The following is a 16,405-nucleotide window of genomic DNA, read 5'->3' on the forward strand; positions in this document are numbered from 1 at the left end:
ATACCGCCAAGCATCCCGCCGCCCCGACCGGCCTCAACCCCTCGTCCGACCCGCAAGCCAGACAAGGAGAGAGCCCATCATCCCCCGCACCACCGCACCGCCGCCGAAAGAACTCGGCATGTTGGCCGCCTGGGGTAGCCTGCCCGGCCTGGTCCGGCAACTGACCGGCCTGGGCGGCTGCGCGCGCCCGATCCGGCTGTCCGGCTACCGCGCCGAACACGCCCTCAACACCGCCACCGGGGAGATCGGCCCCGAACTGCACCGCCTGGACTCGGCGCAGCTCCCGGCCGGTCATCTGCTGGTGCGCTGCAACAACCGCCGCACCACCCGGTGCGCCACCTGCGCCGAGACCTACCGCCGCGACACCTACCACCTGATCACCGCCGGACTGCGCGGCGGCAAGGGCACCCCGGAGCAGGTCGCCACGCACCCGCGCGTGTTCGCCACCTTCACCGCGCCCAGCTTCGGCCCGGTCCACAACCGCCCCGACTCCGGCCGCTGCCGCTGCGGCGCCCGCCACCCGGCCGACGATCCCGCCCTCGGCACCCCGCTCGACCCCGACACCTACGACTACGAAGCGGCCGTGCTGTGGAACGCGCACGCCGGGGCCATCTGGCGGCGCTTCTCGATCTACCTGCGCCGGGAGATCGCCAAGCGCGCCGGACTCACCCAACGCGCCTTCCGCCAGTACGCCCGGGTGTCCTTCGCCAAGGTCGCCGAGTACCAGAAGCGCGGCGCGGTCCACTTCCACGCCGTCATCCGCCTCGACGGCCCCACCGGCGGCGACACTCCGCCGCCCTCCTGGGCCAGTGCCGAGCTGCTGACCGACGCCATCCGCGCGGCCGCATCCGCCGCCCGGATCACCGGCCCGACCCTCGACGGCCGGACGCACACCTTCGCCTTCGGCCGCCAGCTCGACATCCGCCCGATCCGCTCAGCCGACCTCGACGGCGGCACCGAGCTGACCGACCGGGCCGTCGCGGCCTACATCGCCAAGTACGCCACCAAGGGCGCCGAAACGGCCACCGGCACCCTGGACCGGCCGTTGAAGTTCCTCGCCGAGCTGGCCGGGCTCGATCTCTCCGACCACGCCCGGCGGATGATCCGCACCGCCTGGACCCTCGGCGCGCGCAAGGACCTGGAACACCTGCGGCTGCGGGCCTGGGCCCACATGCTCGGCTTCCGCGGCCACTTCTCCACCAAGACCCGCCGCTACTCCACCACCCTCGGCGCCCTCCGCGACGCCCGCGCCGAGTGGCAGCGCCTCCAAGCCGCCATCTCACGCGGCGAGACACCCCACGACCCGGCCGCCGAGCCGGAGGAGACCACGCTCGTCCTCGCGCACTGGGCCTTCGCCGGCACCGGCCTCACCGCGGGCGAGCAATGGCTGACCAACGCCCTGACCGCCAACCCCAGCGCGGAAGGAGAGAACGCCCATGCCTGACGAGGAATTGCTGACCGTGCCGGAGGTGATGGCCCGGCTCCGGCTCGGTCGCTCCAAGGTCTACGACCTGATCCGCTCGCGCCGCCTGCCCTCGGTCACCATCGGCCGGTCCCGGCGCGTTCCCGCCTCGGCGCTGCGGGAGTTCATTTCCCACCGACTGGCGGAGGCCGCGTGATGGCCGGACAGCGCAAGCGCAACCCCAACGGCGCGGGCACCATCACCAAGCGGAAGGACGGCCGCTATCACGCGGCGGTCTACGTCCTCCAACCGGACGGCACCCGTGCCCGGAAGTTCGTATACGGCAAGACGTGGACGGAGTGCGACACCAAGCGCCGTGAGCTGCTGGCCAAGGTCGATTCCGGCATCCCCGTGCCGACCCGTTCGGCCAAGCTCGCCGAGTGGCTGCCGTACTGGCTGGAGAACGTCATCAGGCCGAACCGGAAGCGGACGACGTACAGCAAGTACGCGATGCACGTCCGGCTCTACCTCGTGCCGCTGCTCGGCTCCAAGCGGCTGGAGACGCTGAGCCCGCGCCATGTGCGGACCTTCGTCGCCGAGGTGTCCCGCAAGGCGTCTCCAGCCACCGCCAAGGAGGCTCACCGGGTGCTGCGGACGGCGCTCACCTCGGCCTGCCGCGAGGAGCTGGTGACGCGCAACGTGGCGAGCCTCGTCGAGCCGCCGAAGGTGGTCAGCCGCGAGTCGTCGCCGTGGACGCTGGACGAGACGCTGACGTTCCTGGAGGCGGCGCGGAGCGATCCGCTGTACGCGGCCTTCGTCCTGGCCGTGGCCATGGGCCTGCGGCGCGGGGAGATCCTGGGGCTGCGCTGGTCGGACGTGGACCTGGACAGCCGCATTCTGCGGGTCCGCAAGCAGGTTCAGCGCGTCGGCGGCGAGCTGTACGAAGACACCACCAAGACCGGCCGGGCCCGGCCCGTGCCCCTCCCCCTGATCTGCCTGGCCGCGCTGCGCTGGCACCGGATGCGGCAGCGTGAGGCGGCCCGGCGGAAGGGCGAGGATCTGTCACCGTCCTCATGGGTGTTCCGCACCCGCAACGGCCGTCCGATCGACCCGCAGAACATCAACCGGTCCTTCTTCCGGATCGCGGACTCGGCCGGCCTGCGGCGCATCCGGCTGCACGACGCCCGGCACGGCTGCGCGACGCTGCTCGCCGCGGCCGGGGTGGCTCCCCGCGTGGTGATGGAGATCCTGGGCCACAGCCAGATCAGCATCACCATGGACGTCTACACGCACGTGGCGCAGGACACCCAGCGGGAGGCGATCAGCCACATGGACCGGCTGCTCAGGCGCCGCCTCGATCGCGGGTGACCGCCCTCGTTGATGTCACCTGTGGATGTCAGAAGCCCCGGACCGATCATGGTCCGGGGCTTCGTCCCTGTTCGGGCGTGGAGCCGCCTGTCGGGTTCGAACCGACGACCTTCGCTTTACAAGAGCGGCGCTCTACCAGCTGAGCTAAGGCGGCGTGCGTGGCGACGCGTACGCAGTGTACCCACTCCTCGCGGCGGAGCCGCTCGGTTTCGCTCGGCGGGAAGTACTGACAAAGGGCACTCCCCCGGGTTAACGTCAGCGCACGTTCGCACGGGTTCACACACGTGCAACATGCCCTTTACTCGGATCGTCCGGCACGTTCCTGCCGGTGAAGGAGACAACCGACCATGGCCACGGTCACGTACGACAAGGCGACCCGCATCTACCCGGGTTCCGACAAGCCCGCCGTCGACAAGCTCGACATCCAGATCGAGGACGGCGAGTTCCTCGTCCTCGTCGGCCCTTCCGGCTGCGGAAAGTCCACCTCCCTGCGCATGCTCGCGGGTCTGGAGGACGTCAACGGCGGCGCCATCCGCATCGGTGACCGTGACGTCACCCACCTTCCGCCCAAGGACCGGGACATCGCCATGGTGTTCCAGAACTACGCGCTCTACCCGCACATGACCGTCGCCCAGAACATGGGCTTCGCGCTCAAGATCGCGGGCGTGCCGAAGGACCAGATCCGCGCGAAGGTCGAGGACGCCGCGAAGATCCTGGACCTGGAGCCCTACCTGGACCGCAAGCCCAAGGCGCTCTCCGGTGGTCAGCGGCAGCGTGTGGCGATGGGCCGCGCGATCGTCCGCGAGCCGCAGGTGTTCCTCATGGACGAGCCGCTGTCGAACCTCGACGCCAAGCTCCGCGTCCAGACCCGCACCCAGATCGCCGGCCTCCAGCGCCGGCTGGGCATCACCACGGTCTACGTCACCCACGACCAGACCGAGGCCATGACCATGGGCGACCGGGTGGCCGTGCTCAAGGACGGTCTGCTCCAGCAGATCGACGCCCCGCGCCGCATGTACGACAAGCCGGCGAACCTCTTCGTCGCGGGCTTCATCGGCTCCCCGGCCATGAACCTCGTCGAGGTGCCGATCATCGACGGCGGCGTGAAGTTCGGCAACAGCGTCGTCCCGGTCGAGCGCGAGGTGATCGCCGAGGCCACGAACAAGGGCGACAAGACCGTCACCGTGGGCATCCGTCCCGAGCACCTGGACGTCGTCAGCGGCGAGGGCGCGGGGATGTCCAAGGACGCGCCCGCGGGTCTGGCCGTCACCGTCAACGTCGTCGAGGAGCTCGGCGCCGACGGTTACGTCTACGGCACCGCCGAGGTCGGTGGCGAGCAGAAGGACCTCATCGTCCGCGTCGGGGCCCGTGAGATTCCGGAGAAGGGCTCGACGGTCCACGTGGTGCCGCAGGCCGGCGAGGCCCACGTGTTCTCCACCTCCACCGGTGAGCGCCTGAGCAACTGAGCGACCGAGGCACGGCGTCGGAGGCCGCGGGGCCGGGAGCACCGCTTCCGCGGCGGCTTCCGCCACACGGCCGACCCAGGGCCCGTACGTCCGCACCCACGGACGTACGGGCCCTCGCCGGTTCCCCGTCGACTCCCGTGTCCCGACGGCGGGTTCGCGCGTCAACACGGCTCCTCCGCCGCACCTGGGAATATGCCGGATCGTTCACCCGCAGGTGTGACCGAAAGTCGCCATGCGGCCACTCCTCGCTACCATCGCAACCACCCCTGAAGCGGGCTCCATCCGTCCTTCGCGAGGAAGACTCAGCAGTGAATCAGGTAGCGCGCCGCATCGGCCGAACTCTCGCCCTCGTCCTTCCGGTCGTCCTGGTCCTGTCCGGGACGCTCGCCGTCACCTACGTTCCCTGGTCGACTCCCTCGGGGACGCGGATGCTCACCACCTCCGCCGAGCGGGCGACTCCCGAGAACAGGCCCCTGGCCCCGCACGAGGTGCTGCGCGACCGTCTGGTCGCCGAGTTGCGACAGGAGGATCCGGGGGCCGCGCTGACGAGTCTGCAGAAGGAGCTCAACCGCAAGCCGTCGCTGGCCGAGCACTGCGTCTCCATCGCGAAGGCCCTGGGCCGTGCCGCCGTGGAGAAGTACGGCGCCGTCCGCGCCCACTCCTACTCGCGCCCGGTGTGCGACACCTCCTTCGCCGCCGGGGTCGCCGCCGCCCGCTGACACCACGGCCCCGGGAGGGTGCCGCACGGCGGGCGGGAGGCCCGCGCCGACGGCCCGCGCGGACGGGACGGACCGTCGGCGCGGGCCGTCGGTGTTCCCGGGGGCCTCGGGGCCCGGGTCGGCGCGGGAACGGCTGCGCATATCGTCACGGCATGACTCTCGACGCCCAGTTCGCCCACACGTATCCGACACAGGCCGTGGTCCTGGCCGGCGGCCAGGGGTCGCGGCTCCGTCCGTACACCGACGACCGCCCCAAGCCGATGGTCGAGATTCCCGGTACGGGAACGCCCATCATCGGCCACCAGCTCGCCTGGCTGGCCACCGAGGGCGTCACCGACGCCGTGGTCTCCTGCGGCCACCTCGCCGAGGTCCTCCAGGAGTGGCTGGAGGGCACGGACCTGCCGCTGCGGGTGACGACCGTGGTCGAGAAGGAGCCCCTCGGCCGTGGTGGCGGCCTGAAGCACGCCGCCGCCTCCCTCCCCCGGCCCGACGAGCCCTGGTACGCCACCAACGGCGACATCTGGACGCGCTTCTCGCTGCGCGAGATGGCCGCCTTCCACGCCGAGCGCGACGCCACCGCCACCCTCGCGCTGGCCCGCCCCCGCATCCCCTGGGGAGTGGTCGAGACCGACGAGTTCGGGCACGTCCTGGACTTCATCGAGGCCCCGCCCTCGCCGTACCTGGTCAACGCGGGCGTCTACGTCTTCTCCGCGTCCTTCACCTCGATGCTGCCCGACCGCGGCGACCACGAGCGGACGACCTTCCCCCGGCTGGCGCGCGAACGCGCCCTGGCGGGCTTTCCCATCCCGCAGGGCGCGTACTGGCGGGCCATCGACACCGCCAAGGACCTCGGCGAGGCCGCCCGGGAGCTCGCTTCCCAGAGCCGTTCCTGAAGTCTCCCGGCCCGGGGCCGCGGCCGGAACCGGCCGGTGAGGACGGGCGCGTCCGGGACCGGGGAGGGCCCCGGACGCGGGGTGGCCGTCGGGAGGCGGAACGGCCCGGCCTCGGCCCCGGTCATCCCAACAGGCCGCCCAGCGCCCCCTCCCGCTCGCCGCCTCCGCCGCCGTCGCCGCCGTCGTCACCGACGCCGGAGGTACCGCCGCTGGAGCCGACGTCGCCGCCGTCCTCCCCGCCGACCGTGTCGGCCTCTTCGGTGCCGCCCCCGAAGTCGCCGGAGTCGGTCGGGGCCTGCGGCTGGGGAGCGGCCGGGATCTCGGGTCGCGGCGGCGCCTGCACCGTCTGCTGCTGGCTCGGCGAGCCCGGGGTTCCGCTGCCGGTGCCGGCCGTGCCGGGGGTGGTGGCGCCGGTACCGGAGGAGGTGGCGGGGCTGGGTTCCGTGCGGCTCCCCGTGCTCGGGAGGCCACCCGCCGGGCCCGAGGTGGACGGGCTCGGGCCGTTGCCGGACTCCGTGGGCAGCGGCGAGCCCGGCTGGTTGTTGGTGAGCGGGTCGCCGGGCCGGGGAACGCTGTCGAGCCGCGCGGAGCGCACCGCGCTGCCCATCACCGAGCCGACCAGCAGGGCCAGTCCCAGGACGACCGTGGCGACGATCGTGCCCCGGCGCAGCACCCGCCTGCGCAGCTCCCACACCTCCGCGCGCGGGCCGAGCGTCCGCCAGGCCTCGCCCGCCAGTCGGGCGTCCAACGAGTAGTAGGGGGCGCCCGCGATGATCAGCGGGCTCCACGCGGCGAGGTAGATGATGTCCGGGGTCTCGTACGCCGGGACGGCGTGCCAGCTCACCGTGACGATCAGGGCCGCCGACAGCAGGGCGCCGGCACCGGCCGCGGCCCGCTGCCACAGGCCCAGGATCGTCAGCACGCCGACGACGATCTGGAGGAAGGCGACGCAGAGGCCGGCCCCGACGGGGTGGGCCAGCGCGACGTCCCGCATCGGCTCGGCCACGGCCCACGGTTGGAGGGAGCGGAGCCAGGCCACCAGCGAGCCGCGATCGCCGCCGTCGAAGTAGACCGGGTCGCAGAGTTTGCCCATTCCGGCGTAGATCGAGATGAGGCCGAGGAGGATCCGCAGCGGCAGCAGGACGACGCCGAGGTTGATGCGGCGGTCGGGGTAGTAGCCGTGGCGTTGGGCCTCGCGGCGCGCTCCCTCCTCCCGCGCCTCCTCGTCGTCGAAGCCGACGTGGCCGCCGAAGCCGCCGAAGCCGTCGCCGTACCGGCCGTGGACGTCGCGGCCGTCGTCCGCGTCCGTCCCGTACGGCTCGTGCTCCGGGGGGTCGTAGGCGCCCTCGGCGGGGCGCACGCCGTCGAGCAGGGGGCGTTCGGTCGTCCGGTGGACGCGGGTGAGCATCGTGTCCCCGTCGTCGTCGAAGACGGGGAGCACCGTGGTGTGCCGGGCGTCGACCTGCCTCGGGAGGGCGGGGGGCACCACGCGCGGCAGCGCCTGGGTGGTGTCGTCCGCCTCGCCCCCGCCGGTCCCGCCGCTCGCGCGGCGTACCGCCTGGAGCAGCCGGGTGGCTCCGTCGCCCGGCTGCGTGCGACCGCTCCACACCACGGGCGCCCGCCGCCCGGCGACCGGACGGTGCAGGAGGGTGGCGCCGCGCACCGCCGCCGGTACGGCGGTGCCCGCCCCGACGGCCCCGACACCGGCCGGTACGCGGACCGGCCCCAGGCTCGGGGAGGGAGGGGGCGGCGAGGCGAACTCCACCCGGAAGCTCGCGTGGCTGACGACGACCTCGGCCGGGTCGCTGGGCACCCTGACCGTGCTCAGCACCGGCTCGTCGTCGAAGAAACCGCGGGGTGTTCTGGTGTCCACACTCCTCTAACCGAGTGACGGACGCATAGGACACTGCCTTGACGAGCTCTTTCTGTCGGGTGCCCGTCAAGACGCACGGCGGTGGCGCGCGGCGCGGTCGCGGCGACCGTCCGTCAGCCGCGGCGCCGCCGGGCCGCCTCGTAGAGCGCCACGCTCGCGGCGACGCCCGCGTTGAGGGACTCCGCGCCGCCCGGCATCGGGATGCGCACCCGCAGGTCGCAGGTCTCGCCGACCAGTCGGGACAGGCCCTTGCCCTCACTGCCGACCACGATCACCAACGGGCCGTCGAGCGCCGCCACGTCCTGGATCTCGATCTCGCCGTCGGCGGCCAGACCGACCACGAACAGGCCCTCCTTCTGGTAGGCCTCCAGGGCTCGGGTGAGGTTCGTCGCCCGCGCGACCGGGGTGCGGGCGGCGGTGCCCGCGGAGGTCTTCCAGGCGCCCGCGGTCATGCCCGCCGCGCGCCGCTCGGGGACGACCACGCCGTGGCCTCCGAAGGCGGAGGCGGAACGGACCACCGCGCCCAGGTTGCGCGGGTCGGTGACGCCGTCGAGGGCGACGATCAGCGGGTCCTCGCCGGCGTCGTACGCGACGGCGGACAGGTCCTCGGGGTGGGCGTACTCGTAGGGCGGGATCTGCATGACCAGGCCCTGGTGGTTGAGCCCGTTCGTCATGCGGTCCAGCTCCGGCCGGGGGGCCTCCATCAGGTGGATGCCGCCGCGGTCGGAGGCCAACCGCAGCGCCTCCCGCACGCGCTCGTCGTTGTCGATGAACTGCTGTACGTACAGCGTGTTCGCCGGTACGCCCTCGCGCAGCGCCTCGACCACCGGGTTGCGGCCGACGACCAGCTCGGCCGTGCCCTTGCCCGCGCCGCGTCGGGGCGTGGAGCGGGCGGCCTGCCGGGCCTTGGCGTTGGCCATGCGGTTCTTGACGTGGCCCTTGCGCATCTCGGCGGGTGGCGTGGGGCCCTTGCCCTCCAGGCCGCGGCGCCGCTTGCCACCACTGCCGACCTGCGCGCCCTTCTTGTTGGACGTGCGGCGGTTGGGACGCTGGCTGTTCCCGGCCATCGGGATCACTCTTCTCTTCCTGCTGCCGCCGGGGTCGCCGTCCGGTCGCCGGCGGCAAACCCGCGTGCGGGTGCTGTCACGTGGTGCTGATGCGGTTGTGGGGTCAGTGCGGTGGGCTGGGCTCGGGCCCGGTCGGGCTACCGCGGACCCAGCTCCCAGCGCGGCCCGGACGGGGTGTCCTCGATCACCAGGCCCGCCTGCTGGAGTCGGTCGCGGATGGCGTCGGCGGCGGCGTAGTCCTTGCGGGCCCGTGCCGCCTGGCGCTGTTCCAGCAGGAGTCCGACCAGGGCGTCCACGGCCTCGTGCAGTCCCTCGCCGCGTCCGTCGCCGGCGCCGCCGGCCCAGTGCGCGTCGAGCGGGTCGAGACCGAGCACGCCCAGCATCGCCCGTACGTCGGCCAGCGTGGTGGTCACCGAGTCCTTGTCGCCCTCGCCCAGGGCCGCGTTGCCCTGTCGGACGGTGTTGTGGACGACGGCGAGGGCCTGCGGGACGCCGAAGTCGTCGTCCATCGCCGCCGCGAACTCCTCGGGCACCCGCGCGGCCGGCTCCACGGCCCCGACCTGTTCGACGGCCCGCTGGACGAAGCCCTCGATCCGGCCGTAGGCGGCCTCGGCCTCGCGCAGGGCCTCCTCGCTGTACTCGATGGTGGAGCGGTAGTGCGGGGTGCCCAGGTAGTAGCGGAGCACGACGGGACGCCACCGCCGGACCATCTCCGAGACCAGCACCGAGTTGCCGAGCGACTTGCTCATCTTCTCGCCGCTCATCGTCACCCAGGCGTTGTGGAGCCAGTAGCCGGCGAACTCGTCGCCGTAGGCCCGGGACTGGGCGATCTCGTTCTCGTGGTGCGGGAAGACGAGGTCGACGCCACCGCCGTGGATGTCGAAGGCGCGGCCCAGGTACTTGTGGGCCATCGCCGAGCACTCCAGGTGCCAGCCGGGGCGGCCGGGGCCCCACGGGGTCTCCCAGCCGGGCTCGCCGGGCTTGGCCGCCTTCCACAGGGCGAAGTCGCGGGGATCGCGCTTGCCGGTCTCGCCCTCGCCCGCCGGCTGGCGCAGGTCGTCCAGCTCCTGGTTGGACAGGGAGAGGTAGTCGGGGAAGGAGCGCACGTCGAAGTAGACGTTGCCGTCGGCCGCGTACGCGTGCCCGGAGTCGATCAGCGTGCGCATCATCTCGACCATCTCGGGGATGTGGCCGGTGGCGCGCGGTTCGTAGGTGGGCGGCAGGCAGCCGAGGGCGGTGTAGGCCTCGTCGAAGGCGCGCTCGTTGGCGTAGCCGATCGCCCACCAGGGGCGTCCCTGCTCGGCGGACTTGGCGATGATCTTGTCGTCGATGTCCGTGACGTTGCGGACGAAGGTGACCTCGTAGCCGCGGTGGGCGAACCAGCGGCGCATGATGTCGAAGTTCAGACCCGAGCGGATGTGGCCGATGTGGGGGGCCGCCTGCACGGTCGCGCCGCACAGGTAGATCGAGACACAGCCCGGCGTCAGCGGGGTGAAGTCACGGATCTGCCGGGCGCTGGTGTCGTACAGGCGAAGAGTCACGGGCCCAAGGGTAGTAGGAAAAGCGCGTGCCGAGGCGCCGGGAGGCGCGCCGGGTGGCACCTGTGTCCGGTGCCACCCGTGTTCTTCGGCGATGCCCCGCCCGGTCGCCCGGGCCCGTCCCCCTGCCGCTTCCTCCCCGGAGCGGCCCGCGGGCGGTTCAGACGGCTCGGGCGCGGTAGACGACCAGGGCGGTCGCGACGGCGGCCAGCCCCTCGGCGCGGCCGGTCAGGCCGAGCCCGTCGGTGGTGGTGCCGGAGACGGACACGGGCGCGCCGATCGCCGCGGACAGCGCCTTCCGCGCCTCCTCGCGCCGCTTGCCGATCTTGGGCCGTACGCCGATCACCTGGATCGCCACGTTGCCGATCTCGAAGCCCTCCGCCCGGACGATCCGGGCCGTCTCGGCGAGCAGCGAGACGCCCGAGGCTCCGGCCCACTCGGGGCGGGAGGTGCCGAAGTGGGCACCGAGGTCGCCCAGGGAGGCGGCGGAGAACAGGGCGTCGCAGGCGGCGTGGGCGGCGACGTCGCCGTCGGAGTGTCCGGCCAGGCCGTGCGTCTCGCCCTCCCACAGCAGGCCGGCGCACCACAGTTCGCGGCCCTCCTCGAAGGCGTGCACGTCGGTGCCGATCCCGACCAGGGGCATCGGGGGCGTCGGTTCAGAAGCCATCGGTGGCCCTCCTGCGGGCGAGCACGGCCTCGGCCAGGACCAGGTCCAGCGGGCGGGTGACCTTGAACGCCTCCTCGTGCCCGGGTACCAGGACGACCCGGACGCCCAGGGCTTCGACCAGCCCGGCGTCGTCGGTGGCGCCCTCGCCCTCGGTCGGGGCCTGCGCGTGGGCCTTGGCGAGCGTGGCCCGGTCGAAGCCCTGGGGTGTCTGCACGGCGCGCAGCAGGGCGCGTTCGGGGGTGGCCACCACCGGCTCGGGCGCCCCGGGCCCCGCGCCGTCGGCGGGCGGCCCGACCTGCTTGACGGTGTCGGTGACGGGCAGCGCGGGGACGACGGCGGGCGCCCCGTCCCGTACGGCGGCCACCACGGCCTCGACGGTCTCCACGGGGACCAGCGGACGGGCGGCGTCGTGGACGAGGACCACGTCGATGTCGTCGGTGAGCGCGTCCAGACCGCGGGCGACGGACTCCTGACGGGTCGTGCCGCCGGTGACGACCACCACGTCGGTGGCGCCGGCGGAGTCGGGGAGCGGGTGCTCGTCCAGCATCGTGCGGACGGCCGCGGCGCCGTCCGGCGGAGCCACGACGACCACCAGGGCGACCGTACGGGCGCGGGCCACCGCGCGTACGGCGTGGACGAGCATCGGGATGCCGCCCAGCGGCCGCAGCGCCTTGGGGGCGCCGCGGCCGAGCCGTACGCCACGGCCGGCGGCCGGGATCACCACGGCGGTGCGGGCGGTGTCGGCGGAGGCCGGTGACCTCGGTTCCGCCGCTTCGGCGGACGTCTGTTCTTCTGGCATTGGTCGCACGTTCAGGTTTGTGTCCTCGGCCGAGGTGGGTATGGCACACAGCGTGCCGGGCGTGACGCCCCGATCGGCCCCTTCCGTGACGAGCCGGTCGTACGGCCCTCCGGGCCCGGCATGGCATCACCGTCGGACATCGGACCGTCCCATCACGAGCGCCGCGAGGCGTGGGCGGAATGGGGACGACAACTCGAACGTGACGTTCCGCGGCATCCCGACATGCCGCCGCAGCGCCCGGTGGCGGAGACCGATGTTCTCACGGTCCGCCACTCGGGCGCCGCGGCAGTGTCCGAATGCGTTCACGTCGCGTGTTCACGGCCGCGCCGCCACCACCGATCGGTGGGCGACGGGCGGGGCCCGTTCACGTCACGCCGTTCGTCTCGTCGTCGTCCGTCGGATCGGAGTCAGGACGCCAGGACTTCGTCCAGCAGCGTCTCGGCCTTGTCCTCGTTGGTGTTCTCCGCGAGGGCCAGCTCGCTCACCAGGATCTGGCGCGCCTTGGCGAGCATCCGCTTCTCGCCCGCGGAGAGACCGCGCTCGCGCTCGCGTCGCCACAGGTCGCGGACGACCTCGGCCACCTTGATCACGTCGCCGGAAGCGAGCTTCTCCAGGTTCGCCTTGTACCGGCGGGACCAGTTGGTCGGCTCCTCGGCGTAGGGCGCGCGGAGCACCTCGAAGACCCGGTCGAGGCCGTCCTGGCCGACCACGTCACGCACGCCGACGAGCTCCGCGTTTTCCGCCGGTACGCGCACCTCCAGGTCGCCCTGCGCGACCTTCAGAACCAAGTAGGTCTTGTCCACGCCTTTGATCTGGCGAGTTTCGATGGCCTCGATCAGCGCGGCCCCGTGATGGGGATAGACCACGGTGTCGCCAACCTTGAACGTCATGTGACAGGTACCCCTTCCGTGGCTATCCAGGGTAACACGAGAACGCTCTCTTCTGAATGGCGTTTTCGCAGGTCAGGGCCTATCTCGGGGCTTGACAACAGTGCCCGGATCGTGCTTCGAGGCACCCGAATGAGCGGAAATCCGCAGGTGGGAGGGGGTGCCCGGGAAGCCGGAATCGCGCCCCCAACCTCTCGGGAGAGGTTGACCGAAACACCCGTACGTCCGTTTTGTCGGAATCATTGATCCGGGTGAACGAGCCCGCCGAATTGATCAACAGGAGGGGGTGGACGACGGTCCGCCGATTTCCGGTGAACCTTCGGCACGGCCTTCCTCCACCGCCTTCCGGTTGAATGCGCGTAATCGTTCGTACGGACGTGCAGTTGATATTCCACCGCCGTCCCCGCCACACGTCCTCCCACACTTCCCACACCCCGACACACCTCGCACACCTCTCGCGGGACGCTCCCGCGCGGCCCGTCCGGCGGGGCCGGAGTGCGGCACTCGGAGTCCCGTGGGGTCCCGTGGGGTCCCGTGGGGCGGGTCGGGTGCGGGCGCTCCCGGACGGCTCGGTACGCTGAGGCCGCCTATCAGACCATCCACCCGCTAGGAGTTGCCGCCGCCGTGAGCAGCAGCCTTCGACGCGGCGCCCTCGCCGCCAGCGCCATCGCGCTCTCGATCGCGTCCCTGACCGCCTGCGGGGCCGGGCCGAACGCCCAGAGCCTGAACATCAACCCCGACAACGCCTCGGCCCAGGTCGACGACCTCAAGGTCCAGAACGTCAACGTCATCACCTCCCAGGAGGACGGCGGGTCCGCGAGCGTCTCGGCCCGCGTCTTCAACGAAGGCTCCGAGGACGAGACCCTGGAGTCCATCACGGTGGACGGCCGGGAGGTGGAACTGAGCCCGGCGCAGGGCCGGGAGGAGCTGACCGTCCCGGCGGGCGGCTCCCTGGTGCTCGGCGGAGAGGGCAACGCCGCCGCGCTGATCGACGACCCCTCGGCCGCGGACATCAACAACGGCGAGGCACAGCCGCTGGTCTTCGAGTTCAGCTCGACCGGCCGCGTCGAACTGCGCGCCACCGTCGTCCCGGCGGAGGGCACCCTGGCGCAGTTCGGTCCCAGTGGCTCCCCCTCCCCCACGGACCAGCCGACCGAGGGCGCCGAGGCCACCCCGGACCCCTCCATCCCGGCCCGGTCCGAAGCGCCCGGCGAGCCGGGCGAGGAGGAGGACCAGCTCCCCGAGGACGAGGGCGCGAACGACTCCGGCGACGACGACACCCAGGGCGAGATCGGCGGCGAGGAGAACGACGGGCAGAACTGACCCGCCGCCGGCGGCGGCGCGGTCCGGCGACCGCGCCGCCCCACCCGTGCGTGAAACGGTGCCGACAACGGACCGGAGCCGCCCCCGCGGGGGCGGCTCCGGTCCGTTGTCGTTCCGTGGTGGGAACCCGCCGGCCGGGCCGGCGGGCGGGCCCGGTCAGGGCTCGAACTTGTACCCCAGCCCACGCACCGTCACCAGGTAGCGCGGCGCGCTCGGGTCCGGCTCGATCTTGGCGCGCAGCCGCTTGACGTGGACGTCCAGCGTCTTGGTGTCGCCCACGTAGTCGGCGCCCCAGACCCGGTCGATGAGCTGCATCCGGGTCAGCACCCGGCCGGCGTTGCGCAGCAGCATCTCCAGCAGGTCGAACTCCTTCAGCGGCAGGTCGACCTTGGTGCCGCCGACCGTCACGACGTGCCGGTCCACGTCCATCCGCACCGGCCCCGCCTCCAGCGCCGCCGGCGTCGTCTCCTCCGGTTCGCCGCGGCGCCGCAGCACGGCGCGGATGCGGGCCACCAGCTCGCGGGAGGAGAAGGGCTTGGTGACGTAGTCGTCGGCCCCTATCTCCAGGCCGACGACCTTGTCGATCTCGCTGTCCTTGGCCGTCACCATGATGACCGGGACGTTGGAGCGGCCTCTCAACTGGCGGCAGACCTCCGTGCCCGGCAGGCCGGGCAGCATCAGGTCGAGCAGCACCAGGTCCGCTCCGTTGCGCTCGAACTCCTCCAGCCCGTCCGGGCCCGTGGCCGCCACGGCCACCTCGAAACCTTCCTTGCGCAGCATGTACGACAGTGCGTCGCTGAACGATTCCTCGTCCTCGACGACAAGCACTCGGGTCACGGGAGGACCTCCGGGGCGGGATCAGAGTGGTGATCGTTGGTGTCGTGGGGGGTTGGGGGGTTACCGCGAGGGTTCTCGCGGAGCGGGTGGGAGTGGGGTCGGGTGGGGGAGTGGGGGTGAGAGGTCTCGGACGGCGGTGTTCCGGCCGTACCGCCATCGTCGGGGCGCTCGCCGGGCCCGTCGAGACGGCTCGCGCCGTCCGGAGCACGCGCACCGCCGTCGGTGCCCCTTCCGGGGGCCTCCACGCCCCCCCGCGCACCGTCGGTCCCGTCGGTCCCGTCGCCGCCGGTCTCCTCGGCGTCGTCGGCACCGTCGATCCCGTCGGCGTCGTCCTCGTACTCCGTCGGCTCGCGCAGGGCGCCGCTGAGCCGGTTCCTCTCGCGCCGACCGGCCTCGGCCCTCTCCCGCGCGCTGGCCGCCTCCGGCAGGCGCAGGGTGAAGGTGGAGCCCTGCCCCTCGGCGCTCCACACGGTGACCTCGCCACCGTGCGAGGCGGCCACGTGTTTGACGATGGCCAGGCCCAGACCGGTGCCGCCGGTGGCCCGGGAACGGGCCGGATCGACACGGTAGAAGCGCTCGAAGATCCGCTCCTTGTCCTTGTCGGAGATGCCGATGCCCTGGTCCGTCACCGCGATCTCGATCATGTCCCCGCCCGGTGCGGCGACCCGCCGTCCCGAGATGCCCACCCGGGTGCGGGCCGGGGAGTAGTTCACGGCGTTCTCGACGAGGTTGCCCAGGGCCGCCGCGAGCTGACCGCGGTTGCCCCACACGTGCAGGTCCGCGGTGCCGCCGGTGGCCATGGTGATCTGCTTGGTGCCCGCCGCCTGGCGACAGCGGTCGATGGCCTCGGCCACCAGCTCGTCCACCCGGACCGGCTCGGAGTCCTCCAGCGGGTTGTCGTTCTGCACCCGGGAGAGGTCGATCAGCTCCTGGACGAGGTTGGTCAGCCGGGTCGCCTCGTTCTGCATGCGGCCGGCGAAGCGCTCCACCGCCTCGGGATCGTCGGAGGCGTCCATCACCGCCTCCGACAGCAGCGACAGCGCGCCGACCGGGGTCTTCAGCTCGTGGCTGACGTTCGCCACGAAGTCGCGGCGGACCGCTTCGATGCGGCGGGCCTCGGTCAGGTCCTCCACCAGCAGCAGCACCAGCCGCGAGCCCAACGGCGCCACTCTCGCGGAGACGGCCAGCGCCTCGCCCCGTCCGGTGCCGCGGCGCGGCAGATCCAGCTCCACCTGGCGGATCTCACCGTCCCGGCGGGTGTCGCGGGCCATCTTGAGCATCGGCTCCACCGCCAGCTTCCCGCCGCGCACCAGCCCGAGGGCGTACGCGGCCGAGCTGGCCTTGACCACCGCGTCGGCCTCGTCGAGCACCACGGCGGACGACCGGAGCACGGACAGTACGGTGTCCACACCGGGTGGCAGCACGGCCTCGGTGTGCAGCGAACTACGCGTGGGACGGGTCTGCTCGCGCTCGCTCCAGCGGAACGCCAGCATGGCGATCACGCCGGTGCACACCCCGGCGATCGCTGCCGCTGCGGCGACCGCCGCGTTCACGTCCATGCGTCCA

15 protein-coding genes and 1 tRNA gene are annotated in these 16,405 nt (G+C 72.6%); 7 read left to right on the forward strand and 9 right to left on the reverse strand.

Annotated elements, in window-relative coordinates; genetic code table 11:
* Positions 1-118 precede the first annotated feature (118 nt).
* Genes F0L17_RS11140 through F0L17_RS11150 form a run of 3 tightly spaced genes read left to right on the forward strand, consistent with a single transcriptional unit; the run spans position 119 to position 2,770 of the window.
* Positions 119-1,444 carry a replication initiator gene (locus tag F0L17_RS11140; protein ID WP_155070957.1) on the forward strand — a complete coding sequence of 442 codons (1,326 nt, stop codon included), beginning with the start codon at positions 119-121 and terminating at the stop codon, positions 1,442-1,444.
* Entirely contained in the window at positions 1,437-1,619 is a 183-nt protein-coding gene (locus F0L17_RS11145; protein WP_155070958.1) for a helix-turn-helix domain-containing protein, read from the forward strand. The genes F0L17_RS11140 and F0L17_RS11145 overlap by 8 nt, the downstream gene beginning before the upstream one ends.
* Entirely contained in the window at positions 1,619-2,770 is a 1,152-nt protein-coding gene (locus F0L17_RS11150; protein WP_155070959.1) for a tyrosine-type recombinase/integrase, read from the forward strand. The genes F0L17_RS11145 and F0L17_RS11150 overlap by 1 nt, the downstream gene beginning before the upstream one ends.
* Positions 2,771-2,848: 78 nt before the next feature.
* Here F0L17_RS11150 and F0L17_RS11155 read toward each other — a convergent pair.
* A tRNA-Thr gene (locus F0L17_RS11155) sits at positions 2,849-2,924 on the reverse strand.
* 193 nt (positions 2,925-3,117) lie between these two features.
* Here F0L17_RS11155 and F0L17_RS11160 point away from each other — a divergent pair.
* From F0L17_RS11160 to F0L17_RS11170, 3 genes are all read left to right on the forward strand, one after another.
* Positions 3,118-4,236, forward strand: a complete 1,119-nt coding sequence (locus F0L17_RS11160) for an ABC transporter ATP-binding protein (RefSeq protein ID WP_155070960.1) — start codon at positions 3,118-3,120, stop codon at positions 4,234-4,236.
* A gap of 308 nt (positions 4,237-4,544) precedes the next feature.
* Positions 4,545-4,955 carry a hypothetical protein gene (locus F0L17_RS11165; protein ID WP_162466064.1) on the forward strand — a complete coding sequence of 137 codons (411 nt, stop codon included), beginning with the start codon at positions 4,545-4,547 and terminating at the stop codon, positions 4,953-4,955.
* Positions 4,956-5,107: 152 nt separating this feature from the next.
* Complete coding sequence (locus F0L17_RS11170) at positions 5,108-5,848, forward strand: nucleotidyltransferase family protein (RefSeq protein ID WP_155070961.1); 741 nt, start codon at positions 5,108-5,110, stop codon at positions 5,846-5,848.
* Between the two features lie 121 nt (positions 5,849-5,969).
* On the opposite strand, the gene F0L17_RS11175 is transcribed toward F0L17_RS11170, so the two are convergent.
* The 6 genes from F0L17_RS11175 to F0L17_RS11200 form a co-directional block, all read right to left on the reverse strand.
* The gene (locus F0L17_RS11175) at positions 5,970-7,721 is read right to left on the reverse strand and encodes a DoxX family membrane protein (RefSeq protein WP_162466065.1); all 1,752 of its coding nucleotides are present in this window, start codon (positions 7,719-7,721) and stop codon (positions 5,970-5,972) included.
* Positions 7,722-7,834: 113 nt separating this feature from the next.
* A complete protein-coding gene (gene rlmB / locus F0L17_RS11180; protein WP_155070962.1) occupies positions 7,835-8,788 on the reverse strand; it encodes a 23S rRNA (guanosine(2251)-2'-O)-methyltransferase RlmB in 954 nt (317 codons plus the stop codon).
* A 137-nt stretch (positions 8,789-8,925) separates the two neighbouring features.
* A complete protein-coding gene (gene cysS, locus F0L17_RS11185; protein ID WP_162466066.1) occupies positions 8,926-10,329 on the reverse strand; it encodes a cysteine--tRNA ligase in 1,404 nt (467 codons plus the stop codon).
* 157 nt (positions 10,330-10,486) lie between these two features.
* Complete coding sequence (gene ispF, locus F0L17_RS11190; protein WP_155070963.1) at positions 10,487-10,993, reverse strand: 2-C-methyl-D-erythritol 2,4-cyclodiphosphate synthase; 507 nt, start codon at positions 10,991-10,993, stop codon at positions 10,487-10,489.
* Positions 10,983-11,792, reverse strand: a complete 810-nt coding sequence (gene ispD, locus F0L17_RS11195) for a 2-C-methyl-D-erythritol 4-phosphate cytidylyltransferase (RefSeq protein ID WP_155070964.1) — start codon at positions 11,790-11,792, stop codon at positions 10,983-10,985. The genes ispF and ispD overlap by 11 nt, the downstream gene beginning before the upstream one ends.
* 407 nt (positions 11,793-12,199) lie before the next feature.
* A complete protein-coding gene (locus tag F0L17_RS11200) occupies positions 12,200-12,682 on the reverse strand; it encodes a CarD family transcriptional regulator (protein ID WP_093658831.1) in 483 nt (160 codons plus the stop codon).
* 621 nt (positions 12,683-13,303) lie between these two features.
* Between F0L17_RS11200 and F0L17_RS11210 the strand changes: the two genes are divergently transcribed.
* On the forward strand, positions 13,304-14,002 hold the full coding sequence (locus F0L17_RS11210) for a copper chaperone PCu(A)C domain-containing protein (protein WP_155070965.1): 699 nt from the start codon (positions 13,304-13,306) through the stop codon (positions 14,000-14,002).
* A gap of 156 nt (positions 14,003-14,158) precedes the next feature.
* On the opposite strand, the gene phoP is transcribed toward F0L17_RS11210, so the two are convergent.
* Entirely contained in the window at positions 14,159-14,830 is a 672-nt protein-coding gene (gene phoP / locus F0L17_RS11215; RefSeq protein ID WP_476691287.1) for a two-component system response regulator PhoP, read from the reverse strand.
* Between the two features lie 5 nt (positions 14,831-14,835).
* The gene (locus F0L17_RS11220) at positions 14,836-16,398 is read right to left on the reverse strand and encodes a sensor histidine kinase (RefSeq protein WP_238419331.1); all 1,563 of its coding nucleotides are present in this window, start codon (positions 16,396-16,398) and stop codon (positions 14,836-14,838) included.
* Positions 16,399-16,405 lie beyond the last annotated feature (7 nt).

Source organism: Streptomyces taklimakanensis, assembly GCF_009709575.1.
GTDB classification, from domain to species: Bacteria; Actinomycetota; Actinomycetes; order Streptomycetales; family Streptomycetaceae; genus Streptomyces; species Streptomyces taklimakanensis.

Excerpts from the sequence above, each read along its gene's own strand:
- F0L17_RS11145 (WP_155070958.1), top strand. The coding sequence starts at position 1,437 with ATGCCTGACGAGGAATTGCTGACCGTGCCGGAGGTGATGGCCCGGCTC.
- F0L17_RS11170 (WP_155070961.1), top strand. The coding sequence starts at position 5,108 with ATGACTCTCGACGCCCAGTTCGCCCACACGTATCCGACACAGGCCGTG.
- ispD (WP_155070964.1), bottom strand. The coding sequence starts at position 11,792 with ATGCCAGAAGAACAGACGTCCGCCGAAGCGGCGGAACCGAGGTCACCG.
- F0L17_RS11160 (WP_155070960.1), top strand. The coding sequence starts at position 3,118 with ATGGCCACGGTCACGTACGACAAGGCGACCCGCATCTACCCGGGTTCC.
- F0L17_RS11140 (WP_155070957.1), top strand. The coding sequence starts at position 119 with ATGTTGGCCGCCTGGGGTAGCCTGCCCGGCCTGGTCCGGCAACTGACC.
- F0L17_RS11150 (WP_155070959.1), top strand. The coding sequence starts at position 1,619 with ATGGCCGGACAGCGCAAGCGCAACCCCAACGGCGCGGGCACCATCACC.
- rlmB (WP_155070962.1), bottom strand. The coding sequence starts at position 8,788 with ATGGCCGGGAACAGCCAGCGTCCCAACCGCCGCACGTCCAACAAGAAG.
- F0L17_RS11200 (WP_093658831.1), bottom strand. The coding sequence starts at position 12,682 with ATGACGTTCAAGGTTGGCGACACCGTGGTCTATCCCCATCACGGGGCC.
- F0L17_RS11220 (WP_238419331.1), bottom strand. The coding sequence starts at position 16,398 with ATGGACGTGAACGCGGCGGTCGCCGCAGCGGCAGCGATCGCCGGGGTG.
- ispF (WP_155070963.1), bottom strand. The coding sequence starts at position 10,993 with ATGGCTTCTGAACCGACGCCCCCGATGCCCCTGGTCGGGATCGGCACC.